Source organism: Maritimimonas sp. 2210JD6-3 (assembly GCF_056591795.1).
On sequence record NZ_JBWQOJ010000012.1, the window covers coordinates 25,182 to 44,703 of the forward strand.

Consider the following 19,522-nt stretch of genomic DNA (forward strand, 5'->3'; position numbering starts at 1 on the left):
CATGAAGAAGGCGCTACTTTGTATCATTCTGCTAGTTGGAAGCATGTCTTTTGCTCAAAAAATTACGGTTCTTGATGGCACTTCCTCATTTTCTATTTACAATGTTGCTGTTTATAATCTAGATAAAACAAAACAAGCAGTTTCTGATAAAAATGGCATCATAGACCTTGCAGATTTTAATGCGAATGAAATACTAACATTCTCGCACATTGCTTACAAAGAATACAGGGCACTTAAAAGTAAGCTTGTAAGAGAGCGAATAGTGTATTTACAGAGCAAAACAGAGCAGTTAGAAGAAGTGTTTTTATCGGCATCAAAGGGGAGGGAATCTATTAAAAGAATTGCTGAAGAAGTAGCTATTATTTCTAAAAAAGAGATTGTAAAAATGTCTCCTCAAACATCTGCAGATTTATTAGCTGAGGTACCTGGAATTAAAGTTCAAAAGTCTCAATTTGGTGGAGGTAGCCCTGTGTTAAGAGGTATGGAAGCGAATCGTGTTTTGCTCGTGGTCGATGGAGTACGAATGAATAATGCTATTTATAGAAAAGGACATTTGCAAAACGCTATTACGGTATCTCCAAATCAATTAGAAAGAACAGAAATCATTTTCGGCCCGTCGTCAGTTATTTACGGATCTGACGCTTTAGGAGGTGTAATTCATTATTACACTAAAAAGCCAAGAACGAATAATATTACAACGCTAAATACTTCATTATTTTCTAGATATAGTACTGTAAATGATGAAAAAACAATACAAGCAGGAATAGAATTACAATTAAAAAAATTCGCGTCATATACTAACTTTTCTTATAGCAATTTTGGAGATCTAAGAATGGGAAGCAATCGAAATCATGGTTTTGAAAATTGGGGCTTGGTAACTGAATATTCTAATAATACAGCTACTTTTTTTAATGAATTACCAGTGTCAAATTCAAATGCTACTATTCAGCGAAATACAGGATATAATCAAACAGATTTTTTACAGAAGTTTTTTATTCCAATAACCGATAAAACAGATCTAACCCTAAATTTTCAATACGGTACTTCATCAAACATACCGCGTTTTGATCGATTAACTGAACGTCGAAATGGAGCATTGCGATTTGCAGAATGGTATTATGGACCACAACAAAGGTTACTCTTATCCTCTCAGTTAGAGATTAATCCTAGTTTTTCTTGGCTTAAAAACGGAACGATTACAGCAGCATATCAAAATATTAAAGAATCGCGTATCAATCGAAGGTTTGGTAGTTTAGATAGAACGAGTAGAAATGAAGAAGTCGATGTGTTTAGTATTAACGGAGATTTTTATGTACCGCTTACTAAAGACAATGACCGTATATTATCTTACGGAGTAGAAGTTACTCATAATGAAGTTAGTTCGACTCCCCAAGGAGAAACCTTAGAAGTAAACGGGAATCAAATTACGGGAATTTTGGGCACTTTTCCTGTACAAGCCAGATATGCTGATGGAGGAAGCTCGTACACAAGTGCAGCAGCTTATATAAATTACAGACAAGATATTAGTGATAAATCTACCTTGAATACTGGTGTGCGTTTTACAGATACCTATTTAAATGCAAAGTGGATTGATGAAACGTTTATTTCATTGCCAGATAACGATATTTATTTAGCAAATTCAGCTTTTACGGCTACATTAGGGTATGTATATAAGCCAACAAGAAATCTGAGAGTTAATACAGTGCTATCGTCGGGATTTCGCTCCCCTAATATAGATGATGTAGGAAAAGTAAGAGAAAAAGCAGGAAATGTAACGGTTCCAAACATACAATTAAGACCAGAATATGCCTATAATGCCGAGTTGGGAGTATTAAGTTATTTCAATAATAAGAGATCATTTGTTGGTTTTACAGGATATTATACATTGCTAAACAATTATATTTTTAGAGAGGAGTTTTCACTAAATGGAAATGCTACAATACTTTTTGATGGAGAAGCGGCTAATGTATTTGCTAATGTGAACAAAGGAAATGCATATGTAATAGGAGGTACATTTAATACTAAAATAGCCCTAGGCACTAATTTCTCTACTAAAGGATCGATTACGTACACCAAAGGAAAAGCTTATGATACAAATGAGCCCTTATCTTCAATTCCACCGCTATTTGGCCGAGTAGAAGTAAATTATGTCAAAAATAGATTTGAAACAGGTTTTACTATTCGCTTTAACGGAAGAAAAAGAACCAAATATTATAATATAACCGAGGGCATAGATAATATTGAACAAACACCTTTGATAAACTCAACAGCAGTTTCTTTAGCCGATCAATATTATGGCACACCTTCATGGATGACCCTGAATGCAAATGCTAAATATAGTATTACGAAAGCAATCGATATACGCATTAATTTCGATAATATTTTAGATGAACATTATAGAGAATTTGCCTCAGGTGTTAGTGCCCCTGGGCGAAACTTTTCTTTTTCTATAGTGACGAATTTTTAAAAAACTTTATTTTTATTAAATCTAAATAAGCGTATATTTGCAACAATATTTTACAGAATACATGTTGATTATTGCTCCTCATAAAGAGAAACATACCTTAAAAAGATCAATAAAAAAAATAGCTTCAGAAAAGAGGTTAAAAACCAAATGCTGCAAAAAATACAAGAAAGACAGTAGATGTAAGCGTTGTCCTTGTTTTGACATACTACAAAAAGCTTCTTAAATATTTAGATCTCTCAATCGCTTCACCCATTTCGAGATGACACTATAGCCTTTATAGTCATTTCGAAAGAGCCTATTGATAGCGATGAGAAATCTTAGATAAGATGAATACACACTAGTCTGTAATAGGCACATAGAACTCATCTAACATAATTGTATTCTCAAAAGAAGCAGCAATATTAGGTGTTTTTTTAGGTTGGCGTTTTCGTAATGGAAAAACGATTCCTGCTCCTAAAAGACCACCTAAAGCAGAATATCCGAAATCTTTGTCACTTCTTACGCGTCCGAATGAAGGATCTAATGCTTCTTTAGCATAGCCTAAAGCAGTAGCGGTAGCGGCACCGATTAAAAATGACTTCAATTTATTTCCTGTTTTTCTATAGACTAAATACGAAACACCTCCACCTATAATTGCACCTGCAACAAGATGCTCTGGATGCCCATCATCAGATATCACGGGTTGTGAAAAACCAGTATAATTTACAGTAATAAAGATTACTAATAATAGTACCTTTTTCATACATTAAATATAATGAAAATTACTTAAATGCACTTAATCCAGTGATATCTAAACCTGTTATTAATAGGTGAATATCATGCGTACCCTCATAAGTAATTACGCTTTCCAAATTCATAGAATGGCGCATGATACTGTATTCGCCAGTAATACCCATACCTCCTAAAATTTGCCGTGCTTCACGGGCAATAGTTATGGCCATATCGACATTATTGCGTTTTGCCATCGATATTTGTGCAGAAGTTGCTTTACCTTCATTACGAAGCACACCTAAGCGCCAAGTCAATAATTGTGCCTTAGTAATTTCGGTAATCATTTCGGCCAGCTTTTTCTGTTGGAGCTGAAACTGCCCTATAGGTTTACCAAATTGTGTGCGCTCTTTACTATAGCGTAAAGCGGTATCGTAACAGTCCATAGCGGCGCCAATTGCACCCCAGGCAATACCATAACGCGCAGAATCTAAACACCCTAATGGCGCTCCTAAGCCAGATTTGTTAGGTAGTAAATTTTCTTTAGGCACTTTTACATTGTCAAAAATAAGTTCTCCAGTAGCAGATGCTCTAAGTGACCATTTATTATGTGTTTCGGGTGTTGTAAATCCTTCCATGCCACGTTCTACAACAAGCCCATGAATACGACCTTCTTCATTTTTTGCCCAAACAACAGCCACTTGTGCAAAAGGCGCATTAGAAATCCACATTTTCGCACCATTTAACAAATAATGATCTCCCATATCTTTGTAATTGGTGACCATACCCCCCGGATTACTACCATGATCGGGCTCAGTAAGACCAAAACAACCCATCCATTCGCCCGAAGCTAATTTCGGTAAATACTTGTTGCGCTGTACCTCATTGCCATATTTCCATATAGGGTACATCACTAAAGAAGATTGTACCGATGCGGTAGAACGCACTCCAGAATCGCCTCGCTCAATTTCCTGCATGATTAATCCATACGAAATTTGATCTAATCCCGCTCCTCCATATTCTTCGGGGATATAAGGACCGAAGGCACCAATTTCTGCCAAGCCGTTAATAATTTGCTCAGGAAACTCAGCTTTTTGTGCATATTCTTCAATGATGGGAGAAACTTCTCGTTTTACCCACTCTCTAGCGGCGTCTCGCACAAGCTTATGCTCATCGCTCAATAATTCATCTAACTGATAATAATCTGGTGCTTGAAATAGATCTTGACCCATAATAAAGTAAAAATTTAATGTTCAAAAATAGCAATAATAGCCTTTTACGAAAGTTGTTTTTGAAACTATTTTATTAGTTACTTTTGTTGTAATGCGATTTACATTTGATAAAAGTGAAAAACTAAAGAGCAAAAAGCTCATAGAATTGTTATTTACAGAGGGTAAAGCGGTTTCTACTTACCCTGTAAAACTTGTGTATCATAAAATTGAACATACAGGTGAATTTATACTTCAAACAGGATTTTCAGTACCTAAGAGAAAAGTAAAATTAGCAGTAAAAAGAAATAGAATAAAACGGCTGTTAAGAGAGTGTTATCGTAAGCAAAAACACGTATTATACGACGAATTAGATGAAAAATATATATTTATGTTCATTTATTTAGACGAAAATGAGCAGAAATACGTTCTGTTAGAGGATAAAATGGCAATCTTATTCAAAAAATTTCTGAATAAGGTTCGATAATATCTTGAATATTCTGGTTAAAACCACACTGCATTTATGAAAAAGCTCAAAAAAATAAGCATAATTGTGTTGTTGTTATTGGTAACAACCCTAACACTCTCTTACAAATCAGATTTCTTTGAAGTAGCGAAGCAAATAGAAATATATACGACACTGTTCAAAGAGTTAAATATGTATTATATCGATGAGACAAACCCAGCTGAACTAACCGATATAGCTATTGAAAACATGCTCAAAGATTTAGACCCTTATACCGTCTATTATGACGAACAGGGTGTAGAACAAGCTAAAATTAACGCGGCAGGAGAATATGGAGGTATTGGAGCTATTTCAGGATATATCGATGGAAAATTAACGATTGTTGAACCTCATGAAGGTGCTCCTGCCGATAAAGCAGGATTGAAAGCAGGAGATCGAATTATAAAAGTAGATGACATTGTTGTTACCGATAGTAAGAATGATGCAGCAGCATCTTTACTAAAAGGTGCACCCAATACAGCAATTAAGCTTCAGATTCAAAGAGAAAACCGAACGTTTGATGTTGATTTGGTAAGAGAAAAAATAGAAATTAACCCAGTGCCTTACTACACAATGATAGATGATGAGGTTGGATATATTTCGTTTATAAAATTTAATCAAAAAGCATCTTCTGAAGTAAAAAATGCATTTGAAGACCTTAAAGCACAAGGCATGCAAAAACTCATTCTTGATATTCGGGGAAACGGTGGAGGTTTAGTGAATGAGGCTATTGAAATTGTAAACTTTTTTATACCTAAAGATGAGATTGTAGTAACCACCAAGGCAAAAGTTAAAAAATGGAGTGACACCTATAAAACCAGAAGACAACCCATAGATCTTGATATACCGATTACTGTTCTCATAGATCAGAATTCTGCTTCTGCTTCTGAGATTTTAGCAGGCTCTTTACAAGATCTCGATCGAGCCGTTATTATGGGAGAGCGTTCTTTTGGAAAAGGTTTGGTACAACGTTATAGAAAACTTACGTATGGTACTCAGTTAAAGCTTACTATTTCTAAATATTATACACCAAGTGGAAGAAGTATCCAAGAATTAGATTATACCAATAGAAACGATAATGGCGATATTCCGAAGTTTTCAGATAAAAAGAGAAACCCGTTTAAAACAAGAAACGGAAGAACTGTGTATGATGGTGGGGGTATCGAACCCGATATAAAATTTAATAGAATAGAAAGAACAAAAGCCACTGAAGCTTTATTAAAATCGCATGCTATTTTTGATTTTGCAACGAAATACTATACAGATAACCCCTCTATAAACGCTGCTAAAGATTACTCGATATCAAATGAAGATTTTAATGCTTTCACCCAATATTTAAATTCGGAAAATATATCCTTTAATACGGTTACAGACACTTATTTTGATACTGCGATTTCAAAAGCATCCGAAGAAAAATACAATACGGCAATTCAAGCCGAATTTAAAATGTTAAAAGAAAAACTAAAAGCAGCAAAACTTAAAGAGTTAATATCGAATAAGGAAGAAATTCAACAACGACTACAAAACGAAATCGTTAAGAGGTATTACTACAAAAAAGGAGAATATATCAATAAAGTACACAAAGATAAAGCTATAAATGAAGCTGTAGTTATTTTGAAAAATAGCGATAAGTATAATAGAATTTTAAATTAAAATTCTACCGAATCCTTATTTTTTATAGTGTCTTTTTAAGTAAAGAATTGATATATTTGGTTCAAAATATATGAATGACTATTAATATTCGAACCAAATCTAGAGAATCTTCTAATGCTATTGAGCGTATGTATATAACCATGCGCCACCTATTTAATAGAGGTTTTTACAAACCGATGGGTGTTTCTGGTAAAACATTAAGAGAATCACTTCTATTGCTGCGTCCAGAAATTTATGGTTCTATTGCTGACGAAAAAGCTGAACTGAATGGTCTTACCTATGTTTTAGATCGTTTACCAGAAGGAATAGAAGAGTGTCAATTCATTAATTTAACGTCAGATGAAGGCTATAAAGACTCACATTTTAAAGCAATAATTCCTCCGAAGAGAAGGCGTAATTGTTACAGGATAGATCGTGACCAGATGAATATTGAAATTACACGAGGACGATCAGATATTTATGATGTATTAACACATTTAACATTTCTTTTTATTGAATCGCATAAGATTAAAGATAAAATACTCATTGATGAAGATGAAAGCACCATAAGAGAATGGGATCAATTAAAAGAGGTAGTTATTGCTAATAAAAAACTCACTCAAAAAGAGCATGAAGTATTATTAACCCATGTTGCCACCATTCTTGGGCGCACTTTTGAAGAAGTACAAGACATTGATAGTGATTTTGCAACCGAAGCTAAGCCATATAGATTTTTTCATACTATTTTTTGGTTAGGACAATTAGCCCTAAATGAAGTACTTGAAGGTAAAAAACGAACAATTACATTTAGCTCAACGTTACGTGAGCGTATAGGACATCATATTTACGGTGAAATTTGGGCAGATAATATTAAGAGTGTACTTGATAAAGAAGGATTAATTGAAAGACCATTACACATAATTAGTGCAAACATGCATAGTGTAATGAACTCTATTTATGCTTCAGCAATATTACCTAAAGAGTCGAAAAAACATAAAGGAATTGAATTATTTGAACTATTAAGTGATAATGCTAACGAAGCTTTGCGGGTAAAAGTGAAAGAAAACGCTTCTAAAATGGGCTTGTTTTATGTAAAAGACACTTCGGGTACCAATATAAATGTACAAATAATCGACACATCTAAGATAGATTTTGAGAAAACAGCGTATAAAATTTCAAAGACCTCTAAAGATAATATGCCTGTGATTATTGTAATGGATTATGCCTTTGGTGAACAAGCTTATGAAACGATGGATGAATTGTTGAAGCCCTACGTATGCGTTACAAATGAGATACATCATATGAATGTTGAATCAATTTCGATTATGGGTAAGGCGGGTATTTTGAAAGGAGGAAAGAGTGATATCATGATACCTGATGCACATATTTTTGAAGGAACGGCAGATAATTATCCTTTTAAAAACGAATTGCAAAAAGCAGATTTAGAAGGTTTTGGTGTAGATGTGTATGAAGGCACGATGGTCACTGTACTGGGAACCTCACTACAGAACAAAGACTTACTAGCTTTTTTTCATGATTCTACTTGGAGAGCCATTGGTCTTGAAATGGAAGGGGCACATTACCAAAAAGCAATTCAATCGGCGTCAAAAATTAGAGGGAATATTTCAGAAAATGTAAAAGTACGATATGCCTATTATGCTTCTGATAATCCTTTAGAGACAGGAAGCACTTTAGCCTCAGGAGGATTAGGTACCTCTGGCGTGCGACCTACCTATGCAATTACTCAAAAAATATTAGAACAAATATTTTAAAACTGATGTCACAACCAAATACAAACGAAGAAGTAGATTTAGGAAACTTATTTAAAATTATTGGCAAAGGATTTTCTAATTTCTTTAAGGCCATTGGCAACTTCTTTAAGGCAATTTTTCATTACTTAATATTATTTTTAATCTTTATTAAAAGTAATGCCATAAAGTTAGGGCTAGCAGCACTTATTGGAGGAGGAATAGGCTTGTTTTTAGATCTCACTAAAAAGCCAATATATGCTTCTGAGATGGTGATTGAACCCAATTTTAAAAGTACACAGCAGCTGTATAATAATATTAATTTTTACCACGAATTAGTAAAACAAAAAGATAATGATATGCTGGCAAAGGCATTAGGTATTTCTACACTTGAGGCTTCAAAATTAAAAGGTTTTTATATTACTCCAATACGAAATGAAAATGAAAAGCTAGCGCTATTCGATGAATTTATTGAAGAAATTGATACGATTACCGTTAGAAATATTGATGTTAAAGAATTTAAACGAAATTTTACAGATTATGATTATACCTACCACACTATAAAGGTAAAATCTGAACAGAATGATATTTTTTCTAAAATAAGTAAACCTATTATAAGTTCTATTGAGAATAATGCTTATTTTAAAAATCAAAAACTTATTAATGATGATAATTTGCTTCAAAATGAAAGACTACTTAAAAAATCTTTAATAGAAGTTGATACGTTGCGTGAAGTATATAATGAGGTTTTACTATCAAAGGCTAAAAAGTTAAGTCAAGGCACAACTATTTCGTTGGCAGAGCGCTCTGATAAAATAGGAGAAATAGAACTTTTTAACAAACGTCTTGAACTCGGAGAAGAATTAATAGATAATAATAAAGAGAAAGCAAATACTACTGATATATTGAATGTGGTTTCTGTGTTTAATGAGGTAGGAGCCAAAGAACGAGGTGTTACAAAAAAATATACGTTTATAATAGGTTTACTTGCTCTGGGTCTTAGTTTTATATTTATTTTCTTGAAGAAAGTTAATACTTACTTAAAAAGTTATTAGAAAAAGCACTTACAAAATAGCCTAAATGAATCGGAATGCAATTTTGTATAAACATGTTTCTTTAAGTGTAATTTTTAAAGTGTTTAATATAGTTATTGTCTATCTTACAATACCATTTCTGTTAAAATTTTTAGGTAGAGAAAGCTATGGTGTTTGGGTTACTATTTTTTCAATAATAAATATTTTATTCTTTATTGATGGAGGGATATCAAATGGTTTAAAAACTAAGTTATCTAAAGCGATTAGCGCGAATAATTTTAAACTTGCTAGAGAATATATTTCTACTGCTTACTTTTCAATTTTTATAATAGCATTAATCTTTTTTATAATTGGATTTATCTTATTAATTATTGTTGACTTACCAGCTCTATTAAACATCTCTAGTGCAATTGAGGCATCTGTTGTAAAAGATACTTTTCTAGTAACTTTAGTATTCGTTGTTATGAATTTTACTGTTTCTTTATATAAAGTATTATACTATTCTATTCAGAAAGCAGCGTTCGTTGAGTTTTCAGTTCTTTTATACAGAGTACTAGTTTTTGTTTTTTTGCTGTATGCTTTACATAATTTAAACGGATCGTTGAAGTACATAGCATTTATTTATGGTCTTTTAAATATGCTAGTTGGATTATGTTTTACAATTATTTTTTTTAGAAGTAATAAAAAACTATCTCCAAATATAAATTTCTTTAACAAAAATAGGCTAACTGATCTAATGGAGTTAAGTTTTGGTTTTTTTATAATTCAATTATGTCTTATCGTAATATTTGCAACAGATAATATTTTGATTTCTTACTTAATTAATCCTCAAGAAGTTACTAAATATGATACAGTTTTAAAACTTTTTCAGGCATTAATAACGCTCTCATTGATAGTTTTAGAACCTTTTTGGGCATTGTTTTCTGATGCTTTTCAAAAGAAAGACTTTAACTGGATTCGGAAAACATTAAAAAAATTAAACAAACTTTTTATATTACTTTTATTTGTTACTGGTTTATTAATGCTATTCGCAAAATTAATTTTAAGATTTTGGATAGGTGAGATGTTTTACATTGAAAATCTTTTGATTATTTCTATGGGTATTTTTGTTATGGTACGAGTTTATGGTTTAATTTATATGTATTTTTTAAATGGTATTGGCAAAATAAATTTACAAATGTGGCTTTATGTTTTTGGAGCCATTATAAATATACCAGTATCATTTTTTTTAGTAAAGAATTTTGGATTAGGAAGCTCAGGAATAATAATAGGTACAATATGTAGTATACTAATCAATACTATATTTTTACCAATTCAATCACATAAGATTTTAAATGCCTATAAAAATTTCAATTATAACAGCATGTCTTAATTCTGAAAAGACCATTGAAAGAACTATAAATTCTGTATTAGATCAAAATTCGAATAATATAGAATACATAGTAATAGATGGAAATTCTAAAGATAAGACATTTGAAATCATAAAGTCTTACAATCAGAAGTTTAAGAAAGCCAATTTGCAATATATATATATAAGCGAGCCAGATAATGGTATTTACGATGCTTTAAATAAAGGAATTAATCTAGCCACGGGTGAATTAATTGGTATTATCGGAAGTGATGATTGGTATGAAAAAGAAGCCATAAGTAGTATTGAAAACGCTTATGACAGCGGAAGATATGACTATATACATGGCAATATGAATGTTTACTCTAAGACCAATCGTTTTTTAAAAACAATAAAACCTTCTGCTAAAATTTTTATGATTAAAAAAATGACTTTTTTTCACCCTACATCATTTATTAAAAAATCAGTATATAATGAACTACAAGGCTATTCACTTAAGTATGATATTTGTTCAGACTATGATTTTCTTCTAAGAATATTAAAAGGAAATTACACTATCAAATACTTAGATAAAACAATTACAAATTTTTCTCATGGAGGTGTTAGTACAACTCAGATAAATAAAGCTTTGTTAGAAGCCCACTTAGTAAGAGTAGAAAATAAATATAATAGTTTTTTAAGCATTTATTTTTACTATCAGGCATTATTAATAAACAGAATCAGAAATTTATTCAGTGAAGTTTCAAGTTAAAAAATTAATCCTTTTTTTCTTCCTATTAGATAATCTATTTATCCCGATAAATCTAGGTTTTGATTTTAGGGTAAATTATATCGTTTATATACTTTACATAATAAACTCTCTATATGTAAATAAAAAAATTTACTTCAATAAAAATTTTTTAACAGGTTCATTCTTACTTATAGCAACGTCTTTACTAATTTCTATAATAAAAGGATCACCAACGATGCTTGTTTTTAAGCAAGCAATTCTCATATATTTCAGCTTTTTTGTTTCCTATGTATTATTAAATGATTACAAATACGATATTATAAAAATTATTAAAGACTATATAGAATTTATTTATTTAGCTGCAGTGGTTGGATTAATACAACTTCTATCTCAATCTTTGGGCTTTAAACTAGGTTCAGATTATAGTTATTTAGGCTTTGATATGGGTGTATATAAAGTAGATACTTTTGCAAGAATCCAATCTTGGTTTTACGAACCCTCCTTTCTCGTTTACGCTTTTATGCCAGTAATTTTTATTATAATTGCTAGGTTTTTTAAGTTGACTGATTTAGTTTCAATTAGAAGAGGTATATTAATCCTAGTTATATTTTTATTATCAAGATCTGCTATAGGATATCTCGGCTTACTCATTTCTATAATTTTCATTGTCAATTATAAGTATTCAGTTTTAAAATCACCAAGAGTTGTAGTTATTTCAATGCTTTTGTTTTTTATTTCTTCATTCTATTTATATACAGTACCAGATATAAAGTTTAGAGTAGATGATACATTAAAACTATTTTTTGATGAAGAGATATCTAGTGATGATATAGAAAAAACCAATTTAAGCACGTATGCTTTGTATAGCAATTACAAAGTCACAAAAGAAGCATTTTTAAACAATCCTTTATTTGGCACAGGACTAGGTACTTATGAATATAATTACGATAGGTATTTATACAAAGTAGTGCCGAGTAATAATTTCAGAAAGTATTACAAGATTAATAGAAGTGATGCTAATAGTATGTTGTTTAGAATGCTAGCTGAAATAGGCTTTATTGGCACATTCTTTTTTATGTTTTTAATTTTCTCAAAGAGATGCAAACAAAATCATTTTGATAATACAGAAACCATCAGTAAAACGCAACTATGGTTGATAAGCAATGGAATTTTTGTGCTAATTTTAATTAGATTGTTAAGGCAAGGACATTACACAATGATGGGTTTTTCGTTGTTTTTATTGCTGTATTACTATACATATAAAGAGTTAAAGCTTTATGCAAATAATTTTGATCAATAAATGATTTTAGACCAAAAGAAGATATTAGTTGTAAGCGGCATAAACCTTTTTGAAGGAGGTCCGTTAACTATTATGCAAGAAGCATTATCTATTCTTTCCAAACAGTTTTCTGATTATTTTGAAATTATTGCACTTGTACATCAAAAAAGTCTTTACAAGAATTTCGATAATATAGAGTTTTTAGAGTTTCCAAAGTCTAGAAAGTATTGGTTATTAAGATTATATTATGAATACTACTATTTTAAAAAACTCTCTATTTCGTTACAGGCCGAATACTGGTTATCTATGCATGATATTACACCAAACGTTAAGAGCAGGCACCAATTTGTTTATTGTCATAATCCTTCGCCTTTTTTTACTCCTAAAATTAGTGATGTTATTTATGGTTTTGTGCCAGTACTGTTTTCATTTTGTTACAAGCATTTATATAGAATAAATATCAAAAAAAATAAGTATGTGATCGTGCAACAAGACTGGATTCGTGAAGAATTCAAAAGAACGTTTAACATTAACAATGTAATTGTAGCACATCCCGACACCCAAAAAAATAGTATTAATAAGTCTCAAAAATTAACGGTTGATTTAGGTTACAAGACTCTATTTTTTCCAAGTTACCCAAGATCATTTAAAAATTTTGAAATAATTTGTAAAGCATATAGTACTTTGCCTAAGTCTATCCAGAAAAATTTAATAATTTACCTTACAATTAATAATGATTTGAATGCTTATGCTAAAAAAATAGTAAGAAAATACAAAAATCTTGTAGGTCTTAGGTTCATTGGTTTATTATCTAGAGAAGAGGTTTTTGAATATTACGCTAAAGTAGATGGATTGCTTTTCCCTTCCAGATTAGAAACATGGGGTTTGCCTATAACAGAGTTTAAAAGTTTTGACAAACCAATTTTTTTAGCAGATTTACCATATGCTCACGAAACTTTAGGAAACTATCATAAAGCCAAGTTTTTCAACCCATATTCTTATGAAGAATTAGCATGTATAATGACTGATTTTGTGAACGGCAAAGTTAACTATTCTAAAAAAATAGAGCTTTTTATAAAAGAACCTTTTTCGCAAAACTGGGAAGATCTTTTTAATAAAATTCTAAATAACTTAGATGCTAAAAAAGATTAATCTCAAATTTTGGTTTTTAATACCACTTGCCTTGCTTCCTATTTTAACAATGGGAATGATTTCGATATCCATTTTTTTAATAATAATTCTTGGAGTTTATTTTTTTTATACCTCTAAAAGAAATGAAAAAGATCTTAATAAAGGAAAAAAATGGTTTTTACTTGTAACAGCATTTTATTTTTGGAACGTAATTGCAATACTATATTCAGATAATATGCTGTTTGGATTAAAAAAATTACAAAGTAGTTTAAGCTTAATTATTATACCAGTTGTAATACTTATAGCACTTCCAAGAATTCCTAAAAAAGTATTTAATATCATCAATTTTATATTTGTACTAGCATCAACTACCCTTGCATTATATATTCATTACTATCTTATTTCTAAAAATGTTTATACCGATTTAAATGAGGTCACTTTTTGGAACTTACCCATACGTGAACAATTAGAAAAAAACACTTTTAAAGAACTACATCCAACGTATGTTGGTATATGGTTTATGTACAGTTTTTTATTCTTAATAGATTATATCATAAATAATCTAACAAAGCTGAGCAAACGGATCGTTTTTATTGGTATAATCGTCACAATTTTTTTACTTATAACAACAATATTGCTATCTGCAAGAATTGTGTTTATCGCATTTGTTTTTGCATTAGTTATGTATTTACTTTTTAAAATAAAAAATAAACGATCTAAATTTTTAATTGTATTTGTTACTTTAGGGGTATTTGTAATTTCGGTGCTCACAAATCCTTTTTTAAAATCTAGGTTGATTGATGAAATAAAAGAAACGAAGTTAGTTCCTCCTGTAGGACTTAAACATAACTCCACAAATATAAGAGTAGGTATTTATCAATGTAGTTTACAAATAGTTAAAGAGAACTGGTTATTTGGAATAGGTTTAGGGAATGTTCAAAACGAATTAAATAAATGTTATAACCAATTTAATACCAATGCTTATGGCATTACGAATTATAACACACACAATCAATATTTGCATTATTTGATATCAAGTGGTTTTTTTGGTTTTTTTCTATTTGTTTTGGCGATGTACAAACAAGTTGAGTTAGCAATTATAAAAAGCGATTATTTGTATATAGCTTTCATGTCTTTAATATTAATATGTTTTTTAACAGAAAACCTATTGGTTAGAATCAACGGTGTAGTTTTCTATTCATTTTTTAATTCCCTTTTTATAAAGAGATGTATTTTAACGAGTCAAACAGAATAACATTAACAGCGACTATTGTTTTATACAATAATGATATAAAAGTACTACAAGAGGCCGTAGATAGTTTTCTTAATACACCAATAGACAAAAAACTTTTTTTAATAGACAACTCTCCTTCAAATAACCTAAAAGAAGCATTTAAACGTACAGATATAGACTATATTTTTTTGAATAAAAATATGGGTTTTGGTTCAGGCCACAATTATGTAATCGAGAAAATTAGAAACTATTCAGAATTTCATTTAATACTAAACCCAGATATTAGTTTTGAACCACAAGTATTAATTAAGCTGATGGAAGTTTTGAAACCTAAAAAACATACAGCTATGATTGCCCCAAGAGTAGAATATAGAGATGGTTCACATCAATATTCTTGTCGCAGATTTCCCTCTTTTTTTGAGCTGATAGTTAGAAGAATTTCTTTTTTAAAACCACTATTTAAAAGGTTAATTAATAAAGGGCAATATAAAGATAAAGACCTTTCTCAACCATTCTTTGCAGAATATCTTTCAGGGTGTTTTCAACTATACAAAACAAAAGACTTTGTTAAATTAAATGGATTCGACTCACGATATTTTATGTATATGGAAGATGTAGATATTTGTAGAAAAAGTATTGTAATTGGTAAAAAGAATTTGTACTATCCAATGGTAAAAATTACACATAAATTTGAAAAAGGATCTTCAAAAAAAATTAAACTATTCTTCTATCATTTAAAATCTATTTTTCAATACTTTTACAAATGGAAAATCACTAACAAAAACTTTAAGTGAGAGAGTTGTTAAAATCTAACATAAACGAGTCACTTATCCTTTTATCTTTATTTAGTTTTTTGTTTACTTATTTCTTAATTCCAAAGATTATTAAATTGGTAAATCATAAAAACTTAATGGACACTCCTAACCATAGAAGTTCACATAAAAAACTTACTCCAACTTTTGGCGGAATAGCATTTTACATTGTAATTGTTTTAACATTATTTCTCATCGACAATTTTGAAGAGAGTGAAATAAGTTTAAATATTATTACTGGATTAACAATTCTATTATTTATAGGCTTAAAAGACGATTTAGTTGTTGTTTCATACCAAACAAAACTATTAGGTCAATTTGTAGCCACCCTAGCTTTTTTATTAAGTACAGGTCTCTATAATCTAAACCTACATGGTTTTTTAGGCTTCTATGAACTTAACTTTTGGATTGGAGCGATATTATCGATCTTAATTTCTATTTCAATAATAAATGCTATAAATTTAATAGATGGTATAGATGGTTTAGCATCATCTACAGCAATTTCGATATTGTCAATTTTTGCAATTGTTTTTTATACCGTAAAAAGTTATTATTTTACAGCAATCTGTGTAACCTTAGTAGGCTCACTAATTGCTTTTTTAAGATTTAATTTGTCTTCTAAAAATAAAATATTTATGGGTGACACAGGCTCTTTATGTTTGGGTTTTATTATAGTGATAATGATAATAAAATTTCTATCATTGGACAATTTTACTATTGAAAAAATAAATTTTATACCAGAAAACTCAGTTTTTGTCGTATTAGCAATACTTATTTTTCCAATTTTTGATATGATAAGAATAGTTTTGGTAAGAATAAGCAAAAAGCAGCATCCGTTATTAGCAGACAAGAATCACACCCACCATGTTTTATTAGATTTAGGTAATTCACATATTAAATCTAGTATATTAATAAGTGCAATTAGCCTATTAGTTTCTATTAGTTTGATTTATTTAACAACTATAATTAATGAATTTTGGATTTTAGCCTTTGTTTTTTTAGTACTTTTTTGGTTATTTATGTGGGTGTTTTTTAAGTTGTCCTTGAAAATAGAAACTTAAAAAAGAATCTTCAAAAAATATCCGCTTGTTTTTTACACATGTAAAATCAAGTATTGAATATTTTAAAAAGTGGGGAGTAGTATAAAGTCGTTGTATTCATATTTTACTAATTATTCTATATATCCTAAAGAAATGGCTTTTTTTAGTAATTCGGTAGCCGAATGTACATTTAACTTTAGATAAATATTTTTCTTATGCGTTTCTACGGTATGCTTACTTATATGTAATTTATTTGCAATTTCCTCTACAGTCAAATTTTTTCCAATTAGATTGATAATTTCCTTTTCTCGTACAGTAGCAAGTGTATTTGTATAATTATTTCTTTGTTTTTTAATAATTGTAGTAAAGTAAACTTTATTGTGATAAACAATTTCTCTTATAGCTGTAATAATATCAGAACTTTTATTATTTTTTAGCAAATAGCCATGAATACCATTTATAAATTCAATTTGTTTGTACATACTAATGACGAGTATTTTTAACTCTACATAGTGACTTTTGATAATTTTAATAAACTCAATACCATTCATGCTAGGCATTGATATATCTGTGATTAGGAGATCTAAGGTATGGTGGTTATGTTCAATATAATTAAGAGCGTCTTTAGCGTTGTTGAATATCGAAACAATTTTTATGTCTGATTCTAGGTTTAATACTTGCTTAAATCCATCTAAAAACAACTGATGATCATCTACTAAAAGAATTCGTATCATAATTGATTTATAGGTATTTGTATAATAATGTGTGCTCCTTTACCCCCTTCTATTTTTAAAACGCCATTGCATTGCACAACACGTTCTTCAATATTTTTTAATCCAATCCCTTTTTTAATTTTGGTAAGATCAAAACCAACTCCATTATCTTCAAATATAAATACTAAATGATCTTTATGTTTCGTAAAAGATAAAGAAACTAATGAAGCTTTAGCATGTTTTGATGTATTATTTAAAAGCTCTTGAATAATACGATATAAAGTATGTTTTAATTCGTTTGAAATTGTTATTAAGAAACCTTTAGGATAAACAGAAAGGTTAATTTTTAAATTAAAATTAGTGATGTAATAACTAGCTAATTCATTTAATAATACATCAAGGGTTCTATTAGAGATAAAATTCGAACTTAAGTTATGCGACAGCATACGCACTTCTTCAGTTACTGCAGTGATGGTCTTTGCTACTTTTTGCGTTTTTTTACTGTTGTCGAATGAGCTTAAAAAATGTTGTATACCAGCCAATTGCCCTGCAATACCATCATGTAATTCACGAGCTATCCTGTTTTTTTCTTTTTCTTGTCCTTCTATTTTACCTTCTATATGTTTAATAGTTTGAAGGTTGATTAATCGTTCTTTTTCTTGTTGGTGTAATTTCTGTTCTTTACTCCGTATAATTTTTTGGGTTTTATTTCTATGAATGAGTAAGAAAAGTAATAAACCAAGTAATCCTATAACAGAAAGTGAACCTAATACTATTGTTCTCCTTTTGTTATCAGCCAATTGTTGTTCTTTTTCTAGTAGCTTTATTTTATTGTTCTTCTTCTCAACTTCATATTCTGTTCTAATTTTTTCAAATTCTTTAGTTTTATCAATGTTAAAAAGACTGTCCTTTAATAATACGTGCTTTTCTTGATAGATATAGGCCTGTTTAAAATCGTTTGTATGGTAAAAAACACCAGAGGCTATCCAATAGGCTTTAGCTTTTTGATAAGCATCTACAAAGCCTCCATAAGTATCAATCGCTTTTTTATAATATTGTTTTGCACGATTAAGATCGTCCAAATGCTCATAATAAATTCCTAATGATAAATTAATATAATGTAAACTAGAATTATCATTAATTAGCTTAGCTTTTTCTTTAGCTTTTATTAAATACTTTAGAGCCAAGTTATATTTTTCATTTTTTCTATATCGATCACCAAGGTTTGAATTAATTAAACATTGTAAGTAAACATTGTTTCCTTTTTGGGCTGCTTCAAGCCCTTTTTTATAGTAACTTACGGCTAACTCATTATTATTACCGTTTAAAATAGCATTTAAATTATAGGCATTGGCTAACTCATTATAATACCCATGATTTTTGATTTCTTTAATAGTAGTTTTAACAATGTTTTGTGCCAATTGAGTATTGTTAATTCGTCGGTAGAGTCTTGCTAAATTGTTTTGAACTTGATAATACGCTTTGGTTTTAGCTTTTAAATAGGTGAGCGCTCTTTCATGATAAGTAAGAGAAGCTGTATAATTGTTTTTTCGCTGTTCAATGGCACCTAAATAAGTATGTATTACACCTAATTGTAAAGAATCATTAATCGCTTCAGCTAGAATTTTGGCTTTTTTTAAACTTACTTCACAGCCGTCATTTTTCTTTAACAGGTACTGAATTTTACTTAAGTTACAATATGATTGTACGAGTAGAACCGTATCTAATTTTTTGCTTTTTATAAAAGCGTTTTGTGCATTTTTTAATGCTGCATTAAAGTCGTTATAGAGTAGATCCTCAAACTCAGCATGTAGCTGAATAACATCATCTTTTTGTTGACTATATGAACATAAAGAACTGATAATAGCAAACCACAAAAAAATTATCTTTAGTAAATTCAAGAGCGAATTATTTTTATCAATGCTTAAATATA

Annotated in this window: 16 protein-coding genes; 12 read left to right on the forward strand and 4 right to left on the reverse strand. The window is 30.0% G+C overall.

Features of this window, described 5'->3' with window-relative positions:
* The first annotated feature begins 1 nt into the window (after position 1).
* Positions 2-2,467 carry a TonB-dependent receptor plug domain-containing protein gene (locus AC1EUY_RS07230; RefSeq protein WP_480194843.1) on the forward strand — a complete coding sequence of 822 codons (2,466 nt, stop codon included), beginning with the start codon at positions 2-4 and terminating at the stop codon, positions 2,465-2,467.
* Between the two features lie 337 nt (positions 2,468-2,804).
* Here AC1EUY_RS07230 and AC1EUY_RS07235 read toward each other — a convergent pair whose 3' ends face one another.
* Entirely contained in the window at positions 2,805-3,209 is a 405-nt protein-coding gene (locus AC1EUY_RS07235) for a hypothetical protein (RefSeq protein ID WP_480194844.1), read from the reverse strand.
* A gap of 19 nt (positions 3,210-3,228) precedes the next feature.
* The gene (locus AC1EUY_RS07240; RefSeq protein WP_480194845.1) at positions 3,229-4,407 is read right to left on the reverse strand and encodes an acyl-CoA dehydrogenase family protein; all 1,179 of its coding nucleotides are present in this window, start codon (positions 4,405-4,407) and stop codon (positions 3,229-3,231) included.
* A gap of 91 nt (positions 4,408-4,498) precedes the next feature.
* Between AC1EUY_RS07240 and rnpA the strand changes: the two genes are divergently transcribed.
* The 11 genes from rnpA to AC1EUY_RS07295 all read left to right on the forward strand — a co-directional run bounded on the left by rnpA (position 4,499) and on the right by AC1EUY_RS07295 (position 16,897).
* Positions 4,499-4,870 carry a ribonuclease P protein component gene (rnpA, locus tag AC1EUY_RS07245; protein ID WP_480194846.1) on the forward strand — a complete coding sequence of 124 codons (372 nt, stop codon included), beginning with the start codon at positions 4,499-4,501 and terminating at the stop codon, positions 4,868-4,870.
* Between the two features lie 36 nt (positions 4,871-4,906).
* Complete coding sequence (locus tag AC1EUY_RS07250) at positions 4,907-6,541, forward strand: S41 family peptidase (protein WP_480194847.1); 1,635 nt, start codon at positions 4,907-4,909, stop codon at positions 6,539-6,541.
* A 74-nt stretch (positions 6,542-6,615) separates the two neighbouring features.
* Entirely contained in the window at positions 6,616-8,292 is a 1,677-nt protein-coding gene (locus tag AC1EUY_RS07255; protein ID WP_480194848.1) for a DUF6909 family protein, read from the forward strand.
* Positions 8,293-8,297: 5 nt separating this feature from the next.
* Complete coding sequence (locus AC1EUY_RS07260) at positions 8,298-9,323, forward strand: hypothetical protein (RefSeq protein WP_480194849.1); 1,026 nt, start codon at positions 8,298-8,300, stop codon at positions 9,321-9,323.
* Positions 9,324-9,348: 25 nt separating this feature from the next.
* Entirely contained in the window at positions 9,349-10,674 is a 1,326-nt protein-coding gene (locus tag AC1EUY_RS07265; protein WP_480194850.1) for a lipopolysaccharide biosynthesis protein, read from the forward strand.
* Positions 10,637-11,401 carry a glycosyltransferase family 2 protein gene (locus tag AC1EUY_RS07270; RefSeq protein WP_480194851.1) on the forward strand — a complete coding sequence of 255 codons (765 nt, stop codon included), beginning with the start codon at positions 10,637-10,639 and terminating at the stop codon, positions 11,399-11,401. The genes AC1EUY_RS07265 and AC1EUY_RS07270 overlap by 38 nt, the downstream gene beginning before the upstream one ends.
* Positions 11,402-11,615: 214 nt before the next feature.
* Positions 11,616-12,680 carry an O-antigen ligase family protein gene (locus AC1EUY_RS07275; protein ID WP_480194852.1) on the forward strand — a complete coding sequence of 355 codons (1,065 nt, stop codon included), beginning with the start codon at positions 11,616-11,618 and terminating at the stop codon, positions 12,678-12,680.
* Positions 12,681-13,811, forward strand: a complete 1,131-nt coding sequence (locus tag AC1EUY_RS07280; RefSeq protein ID WP_480194853.1) for a glycosyltransferase — start codon at positions 12,681-12,683, stop codon at positions 13,809-13,811.
* Entirely contained in the window at positions 13,795-15,045 is a 1,251-nt protein-coding gene (locus AC1EUY_RS07285; protein WP_480194854.1) for an O-antigen ligase family protein, read from the forward strand. The genes AC1EUY_RS07280 and AC1EUY_RS07285 overlap by 17 nt, the downstream gene beginning before the upstream one ends.
* The gene (locus AC1EUY_RS07290; RefSeq protein ID WP_480194855.1) at positions 15,018-15,818 is read left to right on the forward strand and encodes a glycosyltransferase; all 801 of its coding nucleotides are present in this window, start codon (positions 15,018-15,020) and stop codon (positions 15,816-15,818) included. The genes AC1EUY_RS07285 and AC1EUY_RS07290 overlap by 28 nt, the downstream gene beginning before the upstream one ends.
* A gap of 116 nt (positions 15,819-15,934) precedes the next feature.
* Positions 15,935-16,897 (forward strand): MraY family glycosyltransferase, encoded by a 963-nt coding sequence (locus AC1EUY_RS07295; protein WP_480194856.1) that lies wholly within the window; start codon positions 15,935-15,937, stop codon positions 16,895-16,897.
* 110 nt (positions 16,898-17,007) lie between these two features.
* Here the strand turns inward: AC1EUY_RS07295 and AC1EUY_RS07300 are convergent, their stop codons facing one another.
* The gene (locus AC1EUY_RS07300; RefSeq protein ID WP_480194857.1) at positions 17,008-17,610 is read right to left on the reverse strand and encodes a response regulator transcription factor; all 603 of its coding nucleotides are present in this window, start codon (positions 17,608-17,610) and stop codon (positions 17,008-17,010) included.
* Positions 17,607-19,490, reverse strand: coding sequence for a tetratricopeptide repeat-containing sensor histidine kinase (locus tag AC1EUY_RS07305; protein ID WP_480194858.1), 1,884 nt, complete (start codon positions 19,488-19,490; stop codon positions 17,607-17,609). The genes AC1EUY_RS07300 and AC1EUY_RS07305 overlap by 4 nt, the downstream gene beginning before the upstream one ends.
* Positions 19,491-19,522: the final 32 nt, after the last annotated feature.